Raw genomic sequence first — 18,475 nt, forward strand, 5'->3', positions numbered from 1 at the left:
ACCCGCAGCGAGTGCTGAAGATAGCGCCACAAGGACGATCACCATGGCAACCACTATTCCGAGCAAGACCACGACCGAAATCGCGGCCCTGACCACGACCGAAATCGCGGCATTGACCACGGAAGACTGGGCGGCGTTCAGCGCGGCACAGGTCACGGCACTGGTCGCCAGCCAGATGCCGGCGGTGTCCACCAGCGGCCTGCGGGTGCTCGACGCCTCGCGCCTGTCAGCGCTCGACACCACCGATCTGGTGGCGCTGTCGGTCACGCAGCTCAACGCGCTGACGGCAACGCAGGTCGATTCGTTGACAACTTCACAGTTCAACGCGCTGACGCCCACGCTGTTCTCGGGCCTGACGACCAGCCAGCTGGCGGGCATCGGCGCCGCCGACCTGGCCGCCGTGGGCACCAGCTCGCTGGCCGCGCTGAGCGCCACGCAGTTCAGCAAGCTGCTGGCCGCCTCGGTCGACGGCATGTCGACCACGCAGCTGGTCTCGCTGGGCGCCACGCAGCTCGGCGGCTTCACCAGCGCACAGATCGCCGGTCTGTCCGACACCAACATCGCCGCGCTGACCACCACCCAATACAGCCAGCTGACGACGACGCAGATCCGCTCCATCGTGGCCGGCCAGGTCGACGCGCTGGAAACCAGCGATCTGGCCGCGCTGAGCGCCGCGCAGATGGTCGGCTTCAACACCACGCAGCTGGAAGCCCTGAGCACCACGCAGCTCGGCGCCTTCAGCGCCACGCAATTCGCCGCCTTCAGCAGTGCGCAGCTGCGCTCGCTGCCGGCGGCCGACCTGGCCACCGTCGGCACCACGCAGATCGCCGCGCTGAGCACCAGCCAGGTCGCCGCGCTGACCGCCGCGCAGGTCGACGGCCTGACCACCACCCAGCTCGCCACCTTCAGCGCCACACAGGTCGCTGCGATGACCACGGCCCAGCTGGCCGGCCTGGGCACCAGTGACCTGAACTCGCTGGGCACCAGCCAATTCGCCGCGCTGCGCAGCTCGCAGATCGCCGGCCTGACGGCGGCCCAAGTCGCCGCGCTGGAAACCACCGACCTGGCCGTGCTGAGCACCAGCCAGGTTCGCGGCTTCACCACCACGCAGATCGACGCACTGACCACCAGCGAACTCGCCGCGATGTCCGGCACGCAGTTCGCCGCCTTCACCAGCTCGCAGATCCGCGCGATCTCGAATGCCGACATCGCCACCGTCGGCACCACGCAGATCGCCGCGCTGGGCACCGGCCAGATCGCCGCGCTGCTGTCGGCCCAGGTGGACGCGCTGACGACCACACAAATGGCCGTGCTGAGCACCTCGCAAGTGGCCGCGCTGACCACCGCGCAACTGGCCGGCCTGGGCACAAGCGACCTCGATGCGCTGTCGACCACGCAATTCGCCGCACTGCGCACCTCGCAGATCGCCGGGCTGACGACCACGCAAGTCGCCAACCTCGAGACCACCGACCTGGCCGCGCTGAGCACCTCGCAAGTGCGCGGCTTCACGACGACGCAGATCGACGCGATGACGACGGCCCAGTTGGCCTCGTTGAGCACCACGCAGTTCGGCGCGCTGACCAGCTCGCAGATGCGCGGCATCTCCACGTCCGACCTGGCCGCGCTGGGCACCACCACGGCGGCTGGCCTGAGCACCGCGCAAGTCGCCGGCCTGACCACCGCGCAGGTGGACGGCCTGAGCAGCACGCAGCTCGGCGCGATGGGCACGTCGCAAGTGGCCGCCTTCACCACCGCGCAGATGCGCGCGCTGGACACCGCCGACCTGAACTCGCTGTCGACCACGCAGTTCACTGCGCTGAAGACTTCGCAGATCGCCGCGCTGACGACGACGCAGGTCGCCAACCTCGAAACCACCGACCTGGCCGCGCTGACCACCTCGCAGATGCGCGGCTTCAGCAGCGCGCAGATCGCCGCCTTCACCAGCAATGAAATGGCCGCGCTGACCTCGGCGCAGCTGGCCTCGCTGACCACCTCGCAAGCCCTGGGCATCGACGCCAGCAACGTCGCGGCGATGAGCACCACCACGCTGTCCCTGCTGTCCACCGGCCAGATCGCCGGCCTGTCGACCGCGCAGCTGGATTCGCTGTCCACCACGCAGCTGGTGGCACTGACCACCGGCCAGGTCGCCGCGCTCAGCAGCGTGCAACTGCGCAGCCTGGGCACCAGCGACCTGGACGCGCTGACGACCACCCAGTTCGCCGCGCTGAAGACCTCGCAGATCGCCGCGCTGACGACGACGCAAGTCGCCAACCTCGAAACCACCGACCTCGCCGCGCTCGGCACCTCGCAGATCCGCGGCTTCTCCACCGCCGCGCTGGACGCGCTGTCCTCGACGCAGCTCGACGCCTTCAGCACCACCCAGCTGCGGGCCCTGACCACCACCCAGCTGCGCGGCCTGTCCACCAGCGACCTCGCCGCGCTGGACACCACCGCCGTCTCGGCCCTCAGCAGCAGCCAGATCGCCGGCCTGTCGACGACGCAGATCGATGGCCTGGGCAGCAGCCAGCTGGCCATCCTGGGCACCGCGCAACTGCTCGGCCTGACGACGGCCCAGCTGCGCGCACTCGACACCGCTGACCTCAACGCGCTGACCACCAGCCAGTTCGCCGCGCTGCGCACGTCGCAGATCGCCGGGCTGAGCACCACCCAGGTCGCCAACCTCGAAAGCAGCGACGTCGCCGCCTTGAGCACCGCGCAGATCCGCGGCTTCACCACCGCGCAGCTCAACGCGCTGGACACCGCCCAGCTGTCGGCCTTCTCGACCTCGCAATTCGGCGCACTGACCAGCACGCAGATGCGCAGCATCTCGACCTCCGACCTGTCCGCGCTGAGCACCACCACGCTCGCCGCGCTGACCACCGGCCAGATCGCCGGCCTGACCACCGCCCAGGTCGAAGGCCTGACGACGAATCAGCTCGTCGCGCTGAGCACCAGCCAGTTGGCGGCTGTCACCACCGCACAACTGCGAGCCCTCAGCACCGCCGACCTCGACGCGCTGACGACCACGCAATTCGCCGCGCTGCGCACCTCGCAGATCGCCGGCCTGACGACCACGCAAGTGGCCAACCTGGAAACCAGCGACCTGGCCGCCCTGAGCACGGCCCAGCTGCGCGGCTTCACCAGCGCGCAGATCGGCGCCCTCACCAGCAATGAGCTGGCCGCGCTGAGCACCTCTCAGCTGGCCGCCCTGGGCACCGCGCAGACCAGTGGCATCGTGACCAGCAACGTGGCCTCGCTGGGCACCAGCGCGCTGGTGGCGCTGACCAGCGGCCAGATCGCCGGTCTGACCACGGCGCAGGTGGATTCGCTGTCCTCCACGCAGCTGGTGGCCCTGACCACCGGCCAGGTGGCCGCCTTCACTAGCCTGCAGATCCGCGCGCTCGACACCGCCGACCTGAACGCGCTGACGAGCAGCCAGTTCGCCGCGCTGAAGACCTCGCAGATCGCCGCGCTGACGACGACGCAGGTGTCCAACCTCGACACCTCCGACCTGGCCGCCCTGAGCACCGCGCAGATCCGCGGCCTCTCGACCGCCGCGCTCGATGCGCTGTCGTCGACGCAACTCGACGCCTTCGGCACCACCCAGCTGCGCGCCCTGACCACCACCCAGCTGCGCGGCTTGTCCACCAGCGACCTCGCGGCACTGGACACCACCGCCGTCTCGGCCCTCAGCAGCAGCCAGATCGCCGGCCTGTCGACCGCCCAGGTCGAAGGCCTGGGCACCACGCAACTGGCCGCGCTGGCCACCGCGCAACTCGTCGGTCTGACGACCGCCCAGCTGCGTGCACTCGACACCGCTGACCTCAACGCGCTGACCACCAGCCAGTTCGCCGCGCTGCGCACCTCGCAGATCGCCGGGCTGAGCACCACCCAGGTGGCCAACCTCGAAAGTAGCGACGTCGCCGCGCTCAGCACCGCGCAGATCCGCGGCTTCACCACCGCGCAGCTCGATGCCTTGTCCACCGCCCAGCTCTCGGCCTTCTCGACCTCGCAGTTCGGTGCGCTGACCAGCACGCAGATGCGCAGCATCTCGACCTCCGACCTCTCCGCGCTGAGCACCACCACGCTCGTCGCGCTGACCACCGGCCAGATCGCCGGCCTGACCACGGCGCAGGTCGACGGCCTGTCGAGCAATCAACTGGTGGCCCTGAGCACGGCGCAAGTCGCCGCCATCACCTCGGCCCAGCTGCGGGCCCTGGACACGGCGGACCTGAACGCACTGACGACCACGCAGTTCGCTGCGCTGAAGACCTCGCAGATCGCCGGCCTGACGACCACGCAAGTGGCGAACCTGGAAACCAGCGACCTGGCGGCCCTGAGCAGCTCGCAAGTCCGCGCCTTCAGCACGGCAGCGATTGCCGCGATGTCGACCACCGAGCTGGACTCGCTGAGCTCCACGCAATTGGCCGGCCTCAGCACCAGCCAGATCGTGGCGCTGACGACGACGCAGGTCGAAGCGCTCAGCTCCAGCGACTTTGCCGCACTGAGCTCGTCGCAGATCGCCGCACTGGGCACCAACGACATCGTCGCGCTCACCACGACGCAGCTGGCCAACATCGACACCGCCGACATCCGTGCGCTGACCACCGCCCAGATCAACGCGCTGGACTCCAGCGACTTCAACGCGCTGAGCACGGCACAGTTCGCGGCGCTGACCACCTCGCAGATCCGCGGCATCGAGACCAGCCTGATCTCGACGATGGAGACATCCGACATCGCCGCGCTGACGACCGCCGAAATCCGCGGCCTCAGCTCCGCGCAAATCATGGCCTTCACGACGGCGCAGATCCAGGCGCTGGAGACTGCCGACATCGCGGCCATGACGACGACGCAGATCCAGGGCTTCGAATCGGCCGACATCCAGGCCATGAGCTCCGGCCAGTTGTCGGCGCTGCTGAGCGTGACGCCGATGGTGCTGGACCTCGACGGCAACGGCGTCAGCACCCAGGCCCTCTCCCAACATGCGGGCCAGGGCGCGGTGTTCGACCTCACCGGTTCCGGCCACGCGACTCAAGTGGGCTGGGTCGGCGGCAACGACGGCCTGCTGGTGATGGACCGCAACCACGACGGTGTGATCAACGACGGCCGCGAGCTGTTCGGCGCCGTCACGCCGCTGGCCGACGGCAGCCGCGCCGGCAACGGCTTCAACGCCCTCGCCGCGCTGGACAGCAACCACGACGGCCATGTCACCGCCGCGGACGCGCAGTTCAAGGACCTGAAGGTCTGGGTCGACGGCAACCACAACGGCCGCACCGATGCCGGCGAGTTGAAGGGCATGGACGAGCTGGGCATCACCGGCCTGAACCTGGCGCACGTGGCCAGCGACCGGGTCGACCACGGCAACGCGGTGGGGCTGGTCTCCAGCTACACCACGGACGACGGCAAAGAGCACGAGATGGCGGACGTGTGGTTCACGCGTCAGAACGGCGCCGGCGGCGATGTGCCGACAGCCGCCGAACTGCTGGCCTCCGCCCCGGCCGAACTGCTGGGCAGCGCCCCGGCGGCGACGCCGACGGCCACCGAGCACCAGGCTCATGCCACCGTGATGCCGCAACACCGCAGCACGATGGAAGAAGACCTGCTGCGCCAGAACCAGGTGCTGCTGTAAACCAGGCGGCCGGCCAAGCCGGCCAGCCCGCCCCCTGGCACCCCTAACGCCGAACATCCCCGCAACACGGGCCTGTTCGGCGTCTTCATTGGCGTGACCTGAAGGCGGGCATTCAACCCGGGCGACGGCCGGCCGATAAGGACGAATGGCGAGCACCATTCCTTCCAAGACGACCACCGAGATCGCGGCGCTGGGCAGCACCGAGATCACGGCCCTGACGACGCAGGACTGGGTGGCCTTCAGCGCCGCGCAGATCGCCGCGCTGACGACGACGCAGATGCCGCTGATCGCCACCAGCAGCCTGCGGGTGCTGACGGCCACGCACCTGGCGGCCTTCGAGACCAGCGATCTCGTCGCACTGTCGGTGCCGCAGTTCAATGCCATCGGCTCGGCGCAGATCAGCGCGTTGACGACGACCCAGTTCGAGGCACTCACGCCCACGCTGATCGCCGGCCTGAACACCACGCAGTTGCGCGGCATCGCCGCCGATGACCTGGCGGCCGTCGGCACCACCGCGCTGGCGTCGCTGGTCGCCACGCAAATCCGCGCGCTGACGGCCGCCGCTGTCGCCGGCATGAGCAGCGCGCAGCTGGCCTCGCTGAGCAACAGCCAGATCGGCGGCCTGACCAGCGCGCAGATCGCCGGCTTGAGCACGACGAACCTCGATGCCCTGAGCGCCGCGCAATTCGGCGCCTTCAGCACCAGCCAGATCCGCGCGATGACGGCCACCCAGGTGGCGGCGCTGGAGACCACCGACCTCGCCGGGCTCGGCGTGTCGCAACTTGCCGGCTTCACCAGCACGCAGATCGACGCGCTCGGCAGCAGCCAGCTCGCCGCCTTCAGCGCCGCGCAGTTCGGTGCGTTCAGCAGCAGCCAGCTGCGCGCGCTGCCGGCGGCCGAGCTGGCCACCCTCGGCAGCACCCAGCTCGCCGGCCTGCGCAGCAGCCAGATCGCCGCCCTCAGCACCACGCAGGTGGACGGCCTGACCAGCAGCCAGCTGGTCTCGCTGTCGACCACGCAGGTCGCGGCCTTCACCAGCGCGCAGCTGCGCGCGCTGGACACCGCGGACCTGAACTCGCTGTCGACCACGCAGTTCACCGCGCTGCGCAGCTCGCAGATCGGCGCGCTGACGACCAGCCAGGTCGCCAGCCTGGACACCAGCGACCTGGCGGTGCTGAGCACCGCGCAGATGCGCGGCTTCAGCAGCGCGCAGCTGGCGGCTTTCACCAGCGCCGAACTGGCGGCGCTCAGCGCATCGCAGCTCGCCGCATTGAGCAGCTCGCAGACCCGCGGCATCGAGACCGGCGACCTGCTGGCGCTGGGCAGCTCGGCGCTGACCATGCTGTCCACCGGCCAGATCGCCGCGCTGACGACGGCGCAGCTCGATGCGCTGTCGACCAGCCAGCTGGCGGCACTGGGCACCGGCCAAGTCGCCGCGCTGACCAGCGCGCAGATCCGCAGCCTGGACGAAACCGATCTCGATGCGCTGACGCCCACCCAGTGGGCCGCGCTGCGCACCGGGCAACTGGCGGCGCTGACTTCCACGCAGTTCGTCGCCATCGATTCGGCCGACTTCCAGGCGCTGGGCACGGCCCAGGTGCGGGCGCTGTCGACCGCGGCGATCGCAGCAATCACCGCCAGCACGCTGGGCGAGACGCTGGACGAATTCAGCAGCACGCAGATCGCGGCCTTGAGCACGGCCCAGCTGCGCGCGATCGCCCCCTCGGCGATGAACGCGCTCTACACCAGCGAGCTCGCGGCCTTCAGCACCGCGCAGGTGGCCGCGCTGACGACGGCGCAGCTGCGGGCCATCGACGGCGGCGACTACGCCGGTCTGAACGACCTGGCCACCGCCCAGGTGGCCGCGCTGAGCTCGGTCCAGCTCGGCGCGCTGAGCACCACGATGCTCGACAGCCTGAGCAGCACGCAATTCGCCGCGTTGCGCACGTCCCAGATCGCGGCGCTGAGCACCAGCCAGATCGCCAACCTCGACACCAACGACCTGGCGGTGCTGTCCACCGCGCAGCTGCGGGCCTTCACCACGGCCCAGGTGGCGGCGCTGAGCAGCGCCGAGCTGGTCGCGCTGGGCACCACCCAGCTGGGCGGGTTCAGCAGTTCGCAGATCCGCGCGATCGACACCGCCGACCTGGTGGCGCTGGGCACCAGCACGCTGGCCACCCTGGCCACCGCACAGATCGCCAGCCTCAGCACGGCCCAGCTGGGCGCCTTGACAGACAGCCAGCTGCAGGCGCTGACCACGACCCAGCTGGCGGCGCTGGGCACGGCGCAGATCCGCAGCCTGTCGCTCAGCGACCTGGCTGCGCTGGGCACCAGCCAGTGGCTTGCTCTGCGCACGACGCAGATCGCCGCGCTGTCGACATCGCAAGTGCATGGCCTGGCCTTCGATGACCTGCAAGCCCTGGGCACGGCCCAAGTGCGGGCGCTGTCCACCGCGGCGATGGCGGCGATGGACGGCAGCAACCTGTACCTGGACCGCTTCACCACCACGCAGGTCACGGCGATGACCACCGGCCAGGTCAGCGCCATCGGCACCGGCATGATCAACGATCTGCTGCCGACCGAACTGGGCTCGTTCACCACCGCCCACATGGCTGCGCTGACCACCGCGCAACTCGGCGTGCTGGCCCATGCCAACGGACTGACGGCGCCGGGCCAGCAGCTGCGCCAAGCCACCACCAGCCAGGTGGCCGCCCTCACCACCACGCAGCTGCGCAGCCTGGGCACCAGCGACCTCGATTCGCTGACCACCACGCAGTTCGCCGCGCTGCGCACCGCGCAGATCGCCGGGCTCAGCACCACGCAGGTGGCCAACCTGGAAACCAGCGACCTGGCGGCGCTGGGCAGCGCGCAGATCCGCGCGTTCTCCACCGCGGCCATTGCAGCGCTGACGACCAATGAAGTGATGGCGCTGGGCAGCGCGCAGCTGGCCGGGCTGAGCACCTCGCAGGTGCTGGCGCTGACCAGCAGCCAGGTCGGCGTGTTCGACTCGGCCGATCTCGCGGCGCTCAGCAGCGCGCAGATGCGCGCGCTGGGCACCGACGACATCGCCGCGCTCGGCAGCGCGCAACTGGTGGCGCTGGACACCGCGCACATCGGCGCGCTGAGCGCCGCCCAGCTCAATGCGCTGGGCTCCGCCGACCTGAACGCGCTCAGCACCACGCAGTTCGCCGCGCTCACTACCGCGCAGATCCGCGGCCTGGCGACCAGCCTGATCGCCGCGCTGGAGACCGAAGACCTGGCGGCACTGACGACGGCCGAGATCCGCGCGCTGAGCACCACGCAGATCAACGCCTTCAGCAGCGCCCAGATCCAGGCGCTGGAAACCACCGACATCGCGGCGATGACCAGCAGCCAGGTGCGCGCCTTCGACACCGCCGACATCCAGGCCATGAGCTCGGCGCAGATCGCCGCGCTGGTCAGCGTCACGCCCATCGTGCTGGACCTCGACGGCAACGGCGTCAGCACCCAGGCCCAATCCCAACATGCGGGCCAGGGCGCGGTGTTCGATCTCACCGGCAGCGGCCACGCCACGCAAGTGGGCTGGGTCGGCGGCAACGACGGCCTGCTGGTGATGGACCGCAACCACGACGGCGTGATCAACGACGGCCGCGAGCTGTTCGGCGCCGTCACGCCGCTGGCCGACGGCAGCCGCGCCGGCAACGGCTTCAACGCCCTCGCCGCGCTGGACAGCAACCACGACGGCCACATCACCGCCGCCGATGCGCAGTTCAAGGACCTGAAGCTGTGGGTCGACCACAACCACGACGGCCGCACCGATGCCGGCGAACTGCTGAGCCTGCAGGCGCTGGGCATCACCAGCCTGAACCTGGCGCACGCAGCCAGCGAGCGTGTCGACCACGGCAACGCGGTGGGGCTGGTCTCCAGCTACACCACGGCCGACGGCCTGGCGCACGAGATGGCGGACGTATGGTTCACGCGCCAGAACGGCGCCGGCAGCGATGTGCCGACAGCCGCCGAACTGCTGGCCGACGCCCCGGCCGAACTGCCAGGCGCGGCCGCGACCGAAGACACCTCAACCGACCACACCGCGGCCGCCAGCCCGGCCAGCGAGCCGCCGGCCGGTGCGCCCACCGCCCTCGCAGTCCCGCAGCGCAGCACGCTGGAAGACGAGCTGCTGCGCCAGAACCAGGCGCTGCTCTAGCGCGGACCCACATCGCTTCCGCGCCTGCTTTGCCATTGGCAGGCGCCCTGCGCCGAACATCACCCGAATCGCGGGAATGTTCGGCGCTTTTTTTTCCGCGCATTGCCCTACCCATTGATGTGCTAGCGCCTCAAGCCGGCGTCGCCGGCCGTCGATAACCAGCGCATGGCAAGCTCCATTCCCAGCAAATCCACCAGCGAGATCGCGGCACTCACCGGCGCCGAGGTCGCCGCGCTGACCACGCAGGACTGGCGCGCGTTCAGCGCCGAGCAGATCGTCGCGCTCACCGCGGCGCAGATGCCCTACATCACCACCAGCGGCATGCGCGCGCTGACGGCCGTGCAGCTGGCGGCCATCGAGACCAGCGATCTGGTGCTGCTGTCGGGCACGCAGTTCAATGCCATTTCTTCGTCGCAGATCAGCGGCCTGAGCGCCGGGCAGTTCGCGTCGCTGACGCCGACGCTGATCGGCGGCCTGAGCACCACGCAGATGCGCGGCATGGCCGCCGACGACCTGGGCGCCATCGGCACCACCGCGTTCGGCTCGCTAGTCGCAGCCCAGCTCGCGGTGATCAGCGGCGCCGCCGCGGCCGGGCTGACATCGATCCAGATCGGCGCGATGAGCGCCGCGCAGGTCGGCGGCCTGGGCAGCACGCAGATCGCGGCGATCAGCGCGACGAACCTGAACGCGCTGTCGGCCGACAACGTGGCGGCGCTGCGCACGTCTCAGATCCGGGCGCTCACGACCACGCAGCTGGGATCGCTGGAAGCGGCCGACGTCGAACAGCTGTCCACGGCCCAGATCCGCGCCCTCAGCACCACGCAGGTGGCCAGCCTGTCCTTCGTGCCGCTGGCCGGCAACACCAGCACGCTGGATGCGCTGAGCGAAGCGCAGATCGCCGCGTTCAGCTCGTCGCAGATCCGCGCGCTGCTGCCCGATGTGCTGGCCGCCTTCAATTCCAACGAGATCCCGGCGCTGGGCACCGCCCAGATCGCGGCGCTGACCAGCGCGCAGTTGCTGGCGCTGGACGCCACGCAAATGGGCAGCCTCGGCGCCGCGCAGATCGCCGCGCTGACCACCGCGCAGCTGAGCCGGCTGGACAGCAGCGTGCTGAATGCGCTGACGAGCACGCAGTTCGGCGCCTTACGCACCTCGCAGCTGGCCGGGCTGAGCACGACGCAGGTGCTGAACCTGGACACCAGTGACCTGGCCAGCTTGGGCACAACGCAGATCCGCGGCTTCACCAGCCTGCAGATCGATGCGATGAGCTCGGCGCAGCTGGCCTCGCTGACGACCACGCAGTTCGCCGCGCTGTCGAGCTCGCAGATCCGCGCGCTGGCCACGGCCGACATCACCGGCCTGGGCACCGGCACGCTCACGGCCCTGGCCACGGCGCAGATCGCCGGGCTGACAAGCACGCAGATCGATGCCCTGACCAGCACGCAGCTGGTGGCGCTGGGCACGTCGCAGGTGGCGGCGCTCACCACCGCGCAGCTGCTCGCGCTGGGCAGCAGCGACCTGAACGCGCTGACGAGCACGCAGTTCGGCGCCTTGCGCACGTCACAGCTGGCCGGCTTGTCCACCACGCAGGTGGCCGGCCTGGAGACCACCGACCTCGTGGCGCTGTCCACCGCGCAGTTGCGCGGCTTCAGCAGCCTGCAGATCGCGGCCCTGACCAGCAGCGAACTCGGCGCGCTGACTTCGTCGCAATTCGCGGCGCTGAGCAGCTCGCAGACCCGCGGCCTGGACAGCAGCGACATCGCCTCGCTCGGCAGCGCGGCGCTGGGCGTGCTGTCCAGCGCTCAGCTGGCCGCCCTGTCGACGACCCAGCTGGATGCCTTCAGCAGCACGCAACTGGCCAGCCTGGGCACGCACCAGGTGGCGGCCTTGACCAGCGCACAGCTGCGCAGCCTGGGCACGGCCGATCTGGATGCCTTCACCAGCACGCAGTTCGCGGCGCTGCGCAGCTCCCAGCTCGCGGCGCTGAGCAGCACGCAGGTCGCCAACCTCGAAACCACCGACCTGGCGGCCCTGAGCACTGCGCAGCTGCGCGGCTTCAGCAGCGCGCAGATCGCGGCACTGGGGTCGAGCGAACTCGCCGCGCTGAGCACCGGCCAGTTCGCGGCCTTGAGCAGCTCGCAGCTGCGCGGCATCGCCAGCACCGATCTCGCGGCCCTGAGCACCACCACGCTGCTGGCCTTGGGCAGCGGCCAGATCGTCGCGCTGAGCACCGCGCAGATCGGTGGCCTGAGCAGCACGCAGCTCGAGGCGCTGGCCACCGGCCAGGTGGCGGCACTCAGCTCGGCGCAGCTGCGCAGCCTGGACGCGGCCGACCTCGACGCGTTCACGACCAGCCAGTTCGCGGCCTTGCGCAGCTCGCAGATCGCGGCGCTGACCAGCTTGCAGGTGGCCAACCTCGACACCAGCGACCTGGCCGTGCTGAGCAGCGCGCAGATCCGCGGCTTCACCACCGCCGCGATCGCCGCGCTGTCGACCAACGAACTCGCGGCGCTGAGCTCCGGCCAATGGGCGGCGCTGAGCAGCAGCCAGGTGCTGGCGCTGACGACCACGCAGGTCGCGGCCCTCGACTCGGCCGACCTCACCGCGCTCAGCTCCTCGCAGATGCGCGCGCTGGGCACCGACGACATCGCCGCGCTCGGCACGGCCCAGCTGCTGGCGCTGGACACCACGCACATCGCCGCGTTGACAGCGGCGCAACTCAACGCGCTGGGCTCGTCGGACCTCAACGCGCTGAGCACCACGCAGTTCGCGGCCTTCACCACCTCGCAGATCCGCGGCCTCGAAACCCGCTTCATCGCGACGCTGGAAACCGCCGACATCGCTGCCTTCACGACGACCGAGATCCGCGGCCTGAGCAGCGCGCAGGTCAACGCCTTCACCAGCGGGCAGATCCAGGCGCTGGAAACCACCGACATCGCGGCAATGACCAGCGCGCAGATCCGCGCCTTCGACACCGCCGACATCCAGGTGATGAGCGCCGACCAACTGGCCGCGCTGCTGCAGGTGACGCCGCTGGTGCTGGACCTCGACGGCAACGGCGTCACGACGCGGCCCCTCGGCACCGGCGCGGTGTTCGACCTCACCGGCACCGGCCAGGCCACGCCCGTCGGCTGGGTCGGCGGCCGCGACGGCCTGCTGGCGCTGGACCGCAACCGTGACGGCCTGATCAACGACGGCCGCGAACTCTTCGGCGCCGTCACGCCGCTGCCCGATGGCCAGCGCGCGGGCAACGGCTTCAACGCGCTCGCCGCGCTGGACGGCAACCATGACGGCCGCATCACGGCGGCCGATGGTCAGTTCAGGGACCTGCGCGTCTGGGTCGATGCCAATCACAACGGCCGCACCGATGTCGGTGAGCTGAAGGGCCTGGCCGAACTCGGCATCACCGGGCTGAATCTCGCGCACACCCCCAGCGACAGGGTCGACCACGGCAATGCCATCGGCCTGGTGTCCAGCTACACCACGGCCGACGGCAAGACCCACGAGATGGCCGATGTCTGGTTCTCGCGGGAGGCCAGCACGGTGCTCGGCCCGCCGGCCCTGCAGGAACTGCTGCTGTCGCCGCCGACCTTCGGGCTGGTCACCGCGGAGCGCACGACGCCCTCACCGACGGTCGATGTCGGCCTGCCGCCACTGCCCCGGCGGCTGGTGGACGACGAGGCGCTGCAAGGGCACGGACCCTTGCTCTGACGCGGACCGCGGCGCGCCGTCGCCAGGTGCCGCGGCCTTCAGCGGCGACGCTGGCGCGCGCCGAGCATCCCTGCCAGCGCCATGCCGGCCAGCGCCAGCGAGGCCGGCTCCGGCACCGCAGTGGCCGAGTCGCGGCCCCAGATCGCGATGTGCGTGATCGACCCCGCGCCGGGCCAGAAGTCGTTCAGCTGAATGCTCTCGGTGCCATTCCAGGTCGCCAGGTCGTAGAAGTAGTACGACGGGGCCTGGTTCCCGTCCTTGATGGCCAGGTAGCACGCCGGGCAGGTGATCGATGCACCAGCCACGAAGTTGATCAGCGCATCCGACGGATTGCTGAAGCTATCGGAGAAGCTCGTGTCGTAGGACGCTGCGAACGAGCCGCTGTCGATGCCCGCACCGCCATTGGGCGCCGTGAGGGGCGGTGAATCGGACTGGTAGTACAGCTGCAGGTTGTCCGCCGGGCCGGGCGCGTTGCTCAAGCTGAACGCGGTGTAGACACAGCCCGGCTCGCAATTGGCCAGCCCGAGGTTCTGCCCGAAGACGCCTGGCGTCACCGGCGTCAGCGACAACACCGCCTGCGCCGGTGTTGCCGACAGCCCAAGAACAGCGATCAGTGCGGACGCACCCGCCGCACGCGCATGCCATTGCCGTTTCATGCCCCACTCCTTGCCTGAACCCGCCACCCGTGTCGGACATTAACAAGTTGCGCCGCGCTCGTCGGCCCCCGAAATGAGTGGTGCGCGGCCGCGTCGGCGCCGCGAATTGGCCTGTTCCCGGCGCTTGTTCCGCGCCTTGCCAGCCAGGCGGCTGTCTAGACTGGGGCCGCATGCAGACTGCCGTCCACCTGTACCAGATCGCCTATTCCGAAGCCTCGCGCGCCGCGCTGGAGCCGGGCTACCTGCTGCTGGACAACCTGGACAATGCGCGGCCCGACTGGTACGAGTACTGGCCGATCCGGCGCCACCTGCTGAGCGAAGCGCTGGACGACAGCGCCTTCTACGGCTTCTTCTCGCCGAAGTTCGGCAGCAAGACCTCGCTGAGCCATGCCCAGGTGCAGGTTTTCGTGCAGCAGGCCGCAGCGGCCACGCCGCCGGCCGATGTCGTGCTGTTCTCGCCGCAGCCCGACATGGGCGCCTTTTTCCTCAACGTGTTCGAGCAGGGCGAAGCCTTCGATCCCGGCCTGATCGCGGCCTACGAGGCGTTTCTGCAGCAGATCGGCCGGCCCGTGTCGCTGGGCACGCTGGTGATGGATTCGCGGCAGATCGTGTTCTCGAACTACTTCGTCGCCCGGCCCGCGTTCTGGCGCGAATGGCTGGCGCTGAACGAAGCGCTGTTCGCTGTCTGCGAAGGCCCGGCCGGCGAATTGCAGGCCGCGCTGTGCCACGGCACCAGCTACACGGGACCTCACGGCGCCGCGCAGCGCAAGGTGTTCCTGATGGAACGTGCCGCCTCGCTGCTGCTGGCCACGCAGCCGCAGTGGCGCAGCGTGGCCTACAACCCTTTCGGCATGGGCTGGTCGATGTCGCGCTTCCGCGAGCACCCGACCGAAGCCTTCATCAGCGACGCGCTGAAGATGGCCTACCGGGACCAGCACTACCCGCAGTACTTGCAAGCCTTTGCCACGGTGCGTGAGCGCTTCCGGCAGGGCGCGCGCTGAGTCCTGACGACACAGTTTTTTACAAATCCTGTAACACCGACACTGATCCGCGCTTCGGTCACCCTGTTGTCGACCCGAAAATAGGGATGTCTTAGCGGGATTGACACAACGACGAATCGGCCCGGCCGGTTCGGTCCACGGTCACTCCTCTGCAAAGGGCAAACCGCTCGAAAGAGCGGGACGCAAAGTCATCGGTCTACAGGGCTTCGGCCCCAGGACGGCAGGACTGCCAGAGTGAGCCGCTCGACGCCCCTAAGGCATGCGAGCACTAGCGCCAGGTGCGCCAACTTCCTTTGTTGGATGTTGCGCGTGGTCAGGCTGCGCCTCAACTTGAGCGGATGCTGCTGCATGCCTGGCGCGGAGGTCCTGATCACACATCAGGAAGTACCTCGTGCATATCTTCGGCCAGCAGCAAGCCAAACCCCTCTCGAACACCCTGGGCTCGGGCCGCCGGCCACGCCGATTCACGGCCGCCGCCGCTGCCGCCCTGCTGGCCAGCTGCGGCAGCCTGCTGGGCGCCGGCGCAGCGCATGCGCAGGCGGAAGCGCAGGACTGGGCCAAGGGCCGCCTGCTGGTGATGCAACGAGCCGGCCTGTCCGACGCCGAGATGGACAAGATCGTCAAAGTGCACGGCGCCAAGGCGCGCCGCGTCGGCAAGAGCGACCTGCACATCGTCGACCTGCCGCCGCAGGCCTCGGAAACCGCCGTGCTGAACCTGCTGGCGCACCACCCGCACCTGAAGTTTGCCGAATTGGACCGCCGCGTGATGCCCGCCGCGGCACCCAACGACCCCTATTTCGGCAGCGAATGGCATTTGGCCAAGATCGGCGCGGCAACGGCTTGGGACGGCAGCCAGGGCAGCGGCGTGACGATCGCCGTTCTGGACACCGGTGTCTACGGTGCGCACGCGGACCTGGCCGCCAACATGGTGGCGGGCTGGAACGTGTTCAACAACAACGCGGACACCGCCGACTTCTACGGCCACGGCACGCCGGTGGCCGGCACGGCGGCAGCCATCACCAACAACGGTGCCGGCGTGGCCGGGGTCGCCGGGAAGGCGAAGATCATGCCGCTGGTCGTCACCGATTCGACGGGCGGTTCCTTCTACAGCGTGATTTCGCAGGCCATCACCTACGCCGCCGACCGCGGCGTGCGGGTGGCGAGCATCAGCTTCTCGGGCCTGCCCTACAGCTCGGCCGTGCAGAGCGCCGCCCAGTACATGAAGAACAAGGGCGGCCTGGTCGTCGTTGCCGCCGGCAACACCGGCGCCGTCGACAACGTGGCGGCGACGACGACGATGATTCCCGTCGCCTCGACCGAGAGCAACGACACCCGGACCACGTCGAGCACCTACGGCGCCTTTGTCGCCGTATCGGCGCCCGGCTCCAACATCTACTCGACCTCGCGCAGCGGCGGCTATGGCGTCTACGGTGGCACCTCGTTCGCTACACCGGTGGTCTCCGGCACGATCGCGCTGATGATGGCGGCCAACCCCCAACTGTCCAGTACCCAGATCGAGAGCCTGCTGTACTCGACGGCCGTCGACCTGGGCACGGCCGGCCGTGACGTCTATTTCGGCCACGGCCGCATCAATGCCGCCGCCGCGGTGCAGGCGGCCCTTGCCGCCGTGCCGTCGAGCACGACCGACACCACGTCGCCGCAGGCCGCGATCTCGGCACCGCTGGGCAGCGCCACTGTCTCCGGCCTGGTGCCGGTGAATGTCGGTGCATCTGACAACGTCGGCGTGGCCAAGGTCGAGTTGCGCGCCAATGGCACGCTGGTGGCCACCGACACCAGCAGCCCCTACGCCTTCAGCTGGGATTCGACGAAGGTGGCCAACGGCACGGCCAACCTGGTGGCGACGGCCTATGACGCCGCCGGCAATGCCGGCGCGTCCGCGACGGTGGCCGTGAATGTGGCCAACGTCGTCGTGGCCGACACGACGCCGCCGACCTTGACGATCCTGAGCCCGACGCTGAGCACCCTGGCCAGCGGCAACATCACCGTCTCGTCCAGCGCCAGCGACAACGCGGGCGCCAGCGGCATCACCCAGACGCTGTACATCAACGGCAGCCTGACCACGACGGCAAGCGGTAGTTCCTTGTCCTACAAATGGAATACCCGCCCGCTGAAGGCCGGCACGTACACGCTGAAGTTCGTCGCGCGTGATGCCGCGGGCAACAGCACGACGGTGTCGAAGCAGGTCCTCAAGTAAGCCACGACGGTCCCTTGAAGCGGCCGTCCGGCGCCAAGTGCGCCGGACGGCCGCAGTCATTTTGGCCAGCGGGACTTTTCAGCCACGACGCGCGGATCGTCTTGCCAGCTGCCGCAGCCGTGTCGATATTCTTTACACATCCAGTCAGCGCTCGCTTGCAGTCAAACAAGTTCCTCATAGGAATCAATCGCTTACGTTGTGTGGCCCACGATATGCTTGTATGTCGGCGGGGACATATCAGTTTGATTGCCTTGATGTAAGAGAGAGGTCCGTCATGAAGTTCAAGTCTCTTTTCACCGCCACTGCGCTGGCTGCTTGCGCAGCCTTGACGCCGGTGGCGCAAGCGAGCTACGTCCTGACCTTCCAGGGCGTCACGTTCACGATGGACGTGGTGGACGCCAATTCCTTGTCGCTGCGCATCCAGAATGCCCTATCGACGACGGATGCCGATTGGGCACCCGCCACCCATTTCGGCGCTTTCTCGCTGAAGGATCTGGGCCTGGATTTCAGTGTGGGGAACGCAACTGCCGTCGCGACGTATTTCGGCATCAATCCAAACCCGACGGCCAATGGTGTGCGCGACGACCTGAATGCAAACGGCATCAATGATGGTGCGGATTGCGAAGCACAGACCAACGGCCAGACAGGCTCGGTCTGCTTCGACTTCGATCCGGATGTTCTGCTGCTGGACGACATGAACTTCCAGATCGACTTTTCGCAGAACTACACGATCGGCGCGAATGGACCCCACTTGAAGGTCGCATTCGTCGACAGCCAGGGCGACAAGGTCGGTTCGCTGCTGTCGCAGAACCTGCCGTTCACCGCCAGCAGCACCTCATCGTCCGGCCTGGCCTCGTCGTCGGGCGATATCCCCGAACCGAGTTCAAGCGGCTTGGCCCTTCTTGGCCTCGGGCTCGTCGGTGCCAGCTTTGCGCTGCGTCGCAAGTCGCATCAGCAATGAGGATCAGCACTGAAGATCAGCGCTGAACCCGCGCCGAACAGTCGGCTCGATCAAACCCCGCCAGTGCGGGGTTTTTTCATGGGCGGCGCATGCTGAGCCCGGCGATCACCACGGGATAC

General features: G+C 69.0%; 7 protein-coding genes and 1 riboswitch. Of the genes, 6 read left to right on the forward strand and 1 reads right to left on the reverse strand.

Annotated features, from left to right (window positions below; translation table 11 throughout):
* Positions 1 to 43: 43 nt before the first annotated feature.
* From VLK61_RS11090 to VLK61_RS11100, 3 genes are all read left to right on the forward strand, one after another.
* Entirely contained in the window at positions 44 to 5,629 is a 5,586-nt protein-coding gene (locus VLK61_RS11090) for a beta strand repeat-containing protein (RefSeq protein ID WP_325421086.1), read from the forward strand.
* Between the two features lie 145 nt (positions 5,630 to 5,774).
* Positions 5,775 to 9,812 carry a beta strand repeat-containing protein gene (locus tag VLK61_RS11095; protein ID WP_325421087.1) on the forward strand — a complete coding sequence of 1,346 codons (4,038 nt, stop codon included), beginning with the start codon at positions 5,775 to 5,777 and terminating at the stop codon, positions 9,810 to 9,812.
* Between the two features lie 165 nt (positions 9,813 to 9,977).
* Entirely contained in the window at positions 9,978 to 13,523 is a 3,546-nt protein-coding gene (locus VLK61_RS11100; protein ID WP_325421089.1) for a beta strand repeat-containing protein, read from the forward strand.
* A gap of 38 nt (positions 13,524 to 13,561) precedes the next feature.
* Here VLK61_RS11100 and VLK61_RS11105 read toward each other — a convergent pair whose 3' ends face one another.
* Positions 13,562 to 14,179 (reverse strand): PEP-CTERM sorting domain-containing protein, encoded by a 618-nt coding sequence (locus VLK61_RS11105; protein ID WP_325421090.1) that lies wholly within the window; start codon positions 14,177 to 14,179, stop codon positions 13,562 to 13,564.
* Between the two features lie 170 nt (positions 14,180 to 14,349).
* Here VLK61_RS11105 and VLK61_RS11110 point away from each other — a divergent pair, with 170 nt between their 5' ends.
* From VLK61_RS11110 to VLK61_RS11120, 3 genes are all read left to right on the forward strand, one after another.
* Complete coding sequence (locus tag VLK61_RS11110) at positions 14,350 to 15,180, forward strand: hypothetical protein (RefSeq protein ID WP_325421091.1); 831 nt, start codon at positions 14,350 to 14,352, stop codon at positions 15,178 to 15,180.
* A gap of 147 nt (positions 15,181 to 15,327) precedes the next feature.
* A riboswitch (cyclic di-GMP riboswitch) is annotated at positions 15,328 to 15,414 on the forward strand.
* Positions 15,415 to 15,571: 157 nt separating this feature from the next.
* Positions 15,572 to 17,395 (forward strand): S8 family serine peptidase, encoded by a 1,824-nt coding sequence (locus tag VLK61_RS11115; protein WP_325421093.1) that lies wholly within the window; start codon positions 15,572 to 15,574, stop codon positions 17,393 to 17,395.
* A 274-nt stretch (positions 17,396 to 17,669) separates the two neighbouring features.
* Positions 17,670 to 18,356, forward strand: a complete 687-nt coding sequence (locus VLK61_RS11120) for a PEP-CTERM sorting domain-containing protein (RefSeq protein WP_325421094.1) — start codon at positions 17,670 to 17,672, stop codon at positions 18,354 to 18,356.
* Positions 18,357 to 18,475: the final 119 nt, after the last annotated feature.

It is taken from the genome of Aquabacterium sp., assembly GCF_035476535.1.
GTDB lineage: Bacteria > Pseudomonadota > Gammaproteobacteria > Burkholderiales > Burkholderiaceae_C > Pseudaquabacterium.

What these genes read in the sequence shown, in the direction of transcription:
- VLK61_RS11110 (WP_325421091.1), top strand. Translation starts at nt 14,350, where the DNA reads ATGCAGACTGCCGTCCACCTGTACCAGATCGCCTATTCCGAAGCCTCG.
- VLK61_RS11095 (WP_325421087.1), top strand. Translation starts at nt 5,775, where the DNA reads ATGGCGAGCACCATTCCTTCCAAGACGACCACCGAGATCGCGGCGCTG.
- VLK61_RS11120 (WP_325421094.1), top strand. Translation starts at nt 17,670, where the DNA reads ATGAAGTTCAAGTCTCTTTTCACCGCCACTGCGCTGGCTGCTTGCGCA.
- VLK61_RS11090 (WP_325421086.1), top strand. Translation starts at nt 44, where the DNA reads ATGGCAACCACTATTCCGAGCAAGACCACGACCGAAATCGCGGCCCTG.
- VLK61_RS11105 (WP_325421090.1), bottom strand. Translation starts at nt 14,179, where the DNA reads ATGAAACGGCAATGGCATGCGCGTGCGGCGGGTGCGTCCGCACTGATC.
- VLK61_RS11100 (WP_325421089.1), top strand. Translation starts at nt 9,978, where the DNA reads ATGGCAAGCTCCATTCCCAGCAAATCCACCAGCGAGATCGCGGCACTC.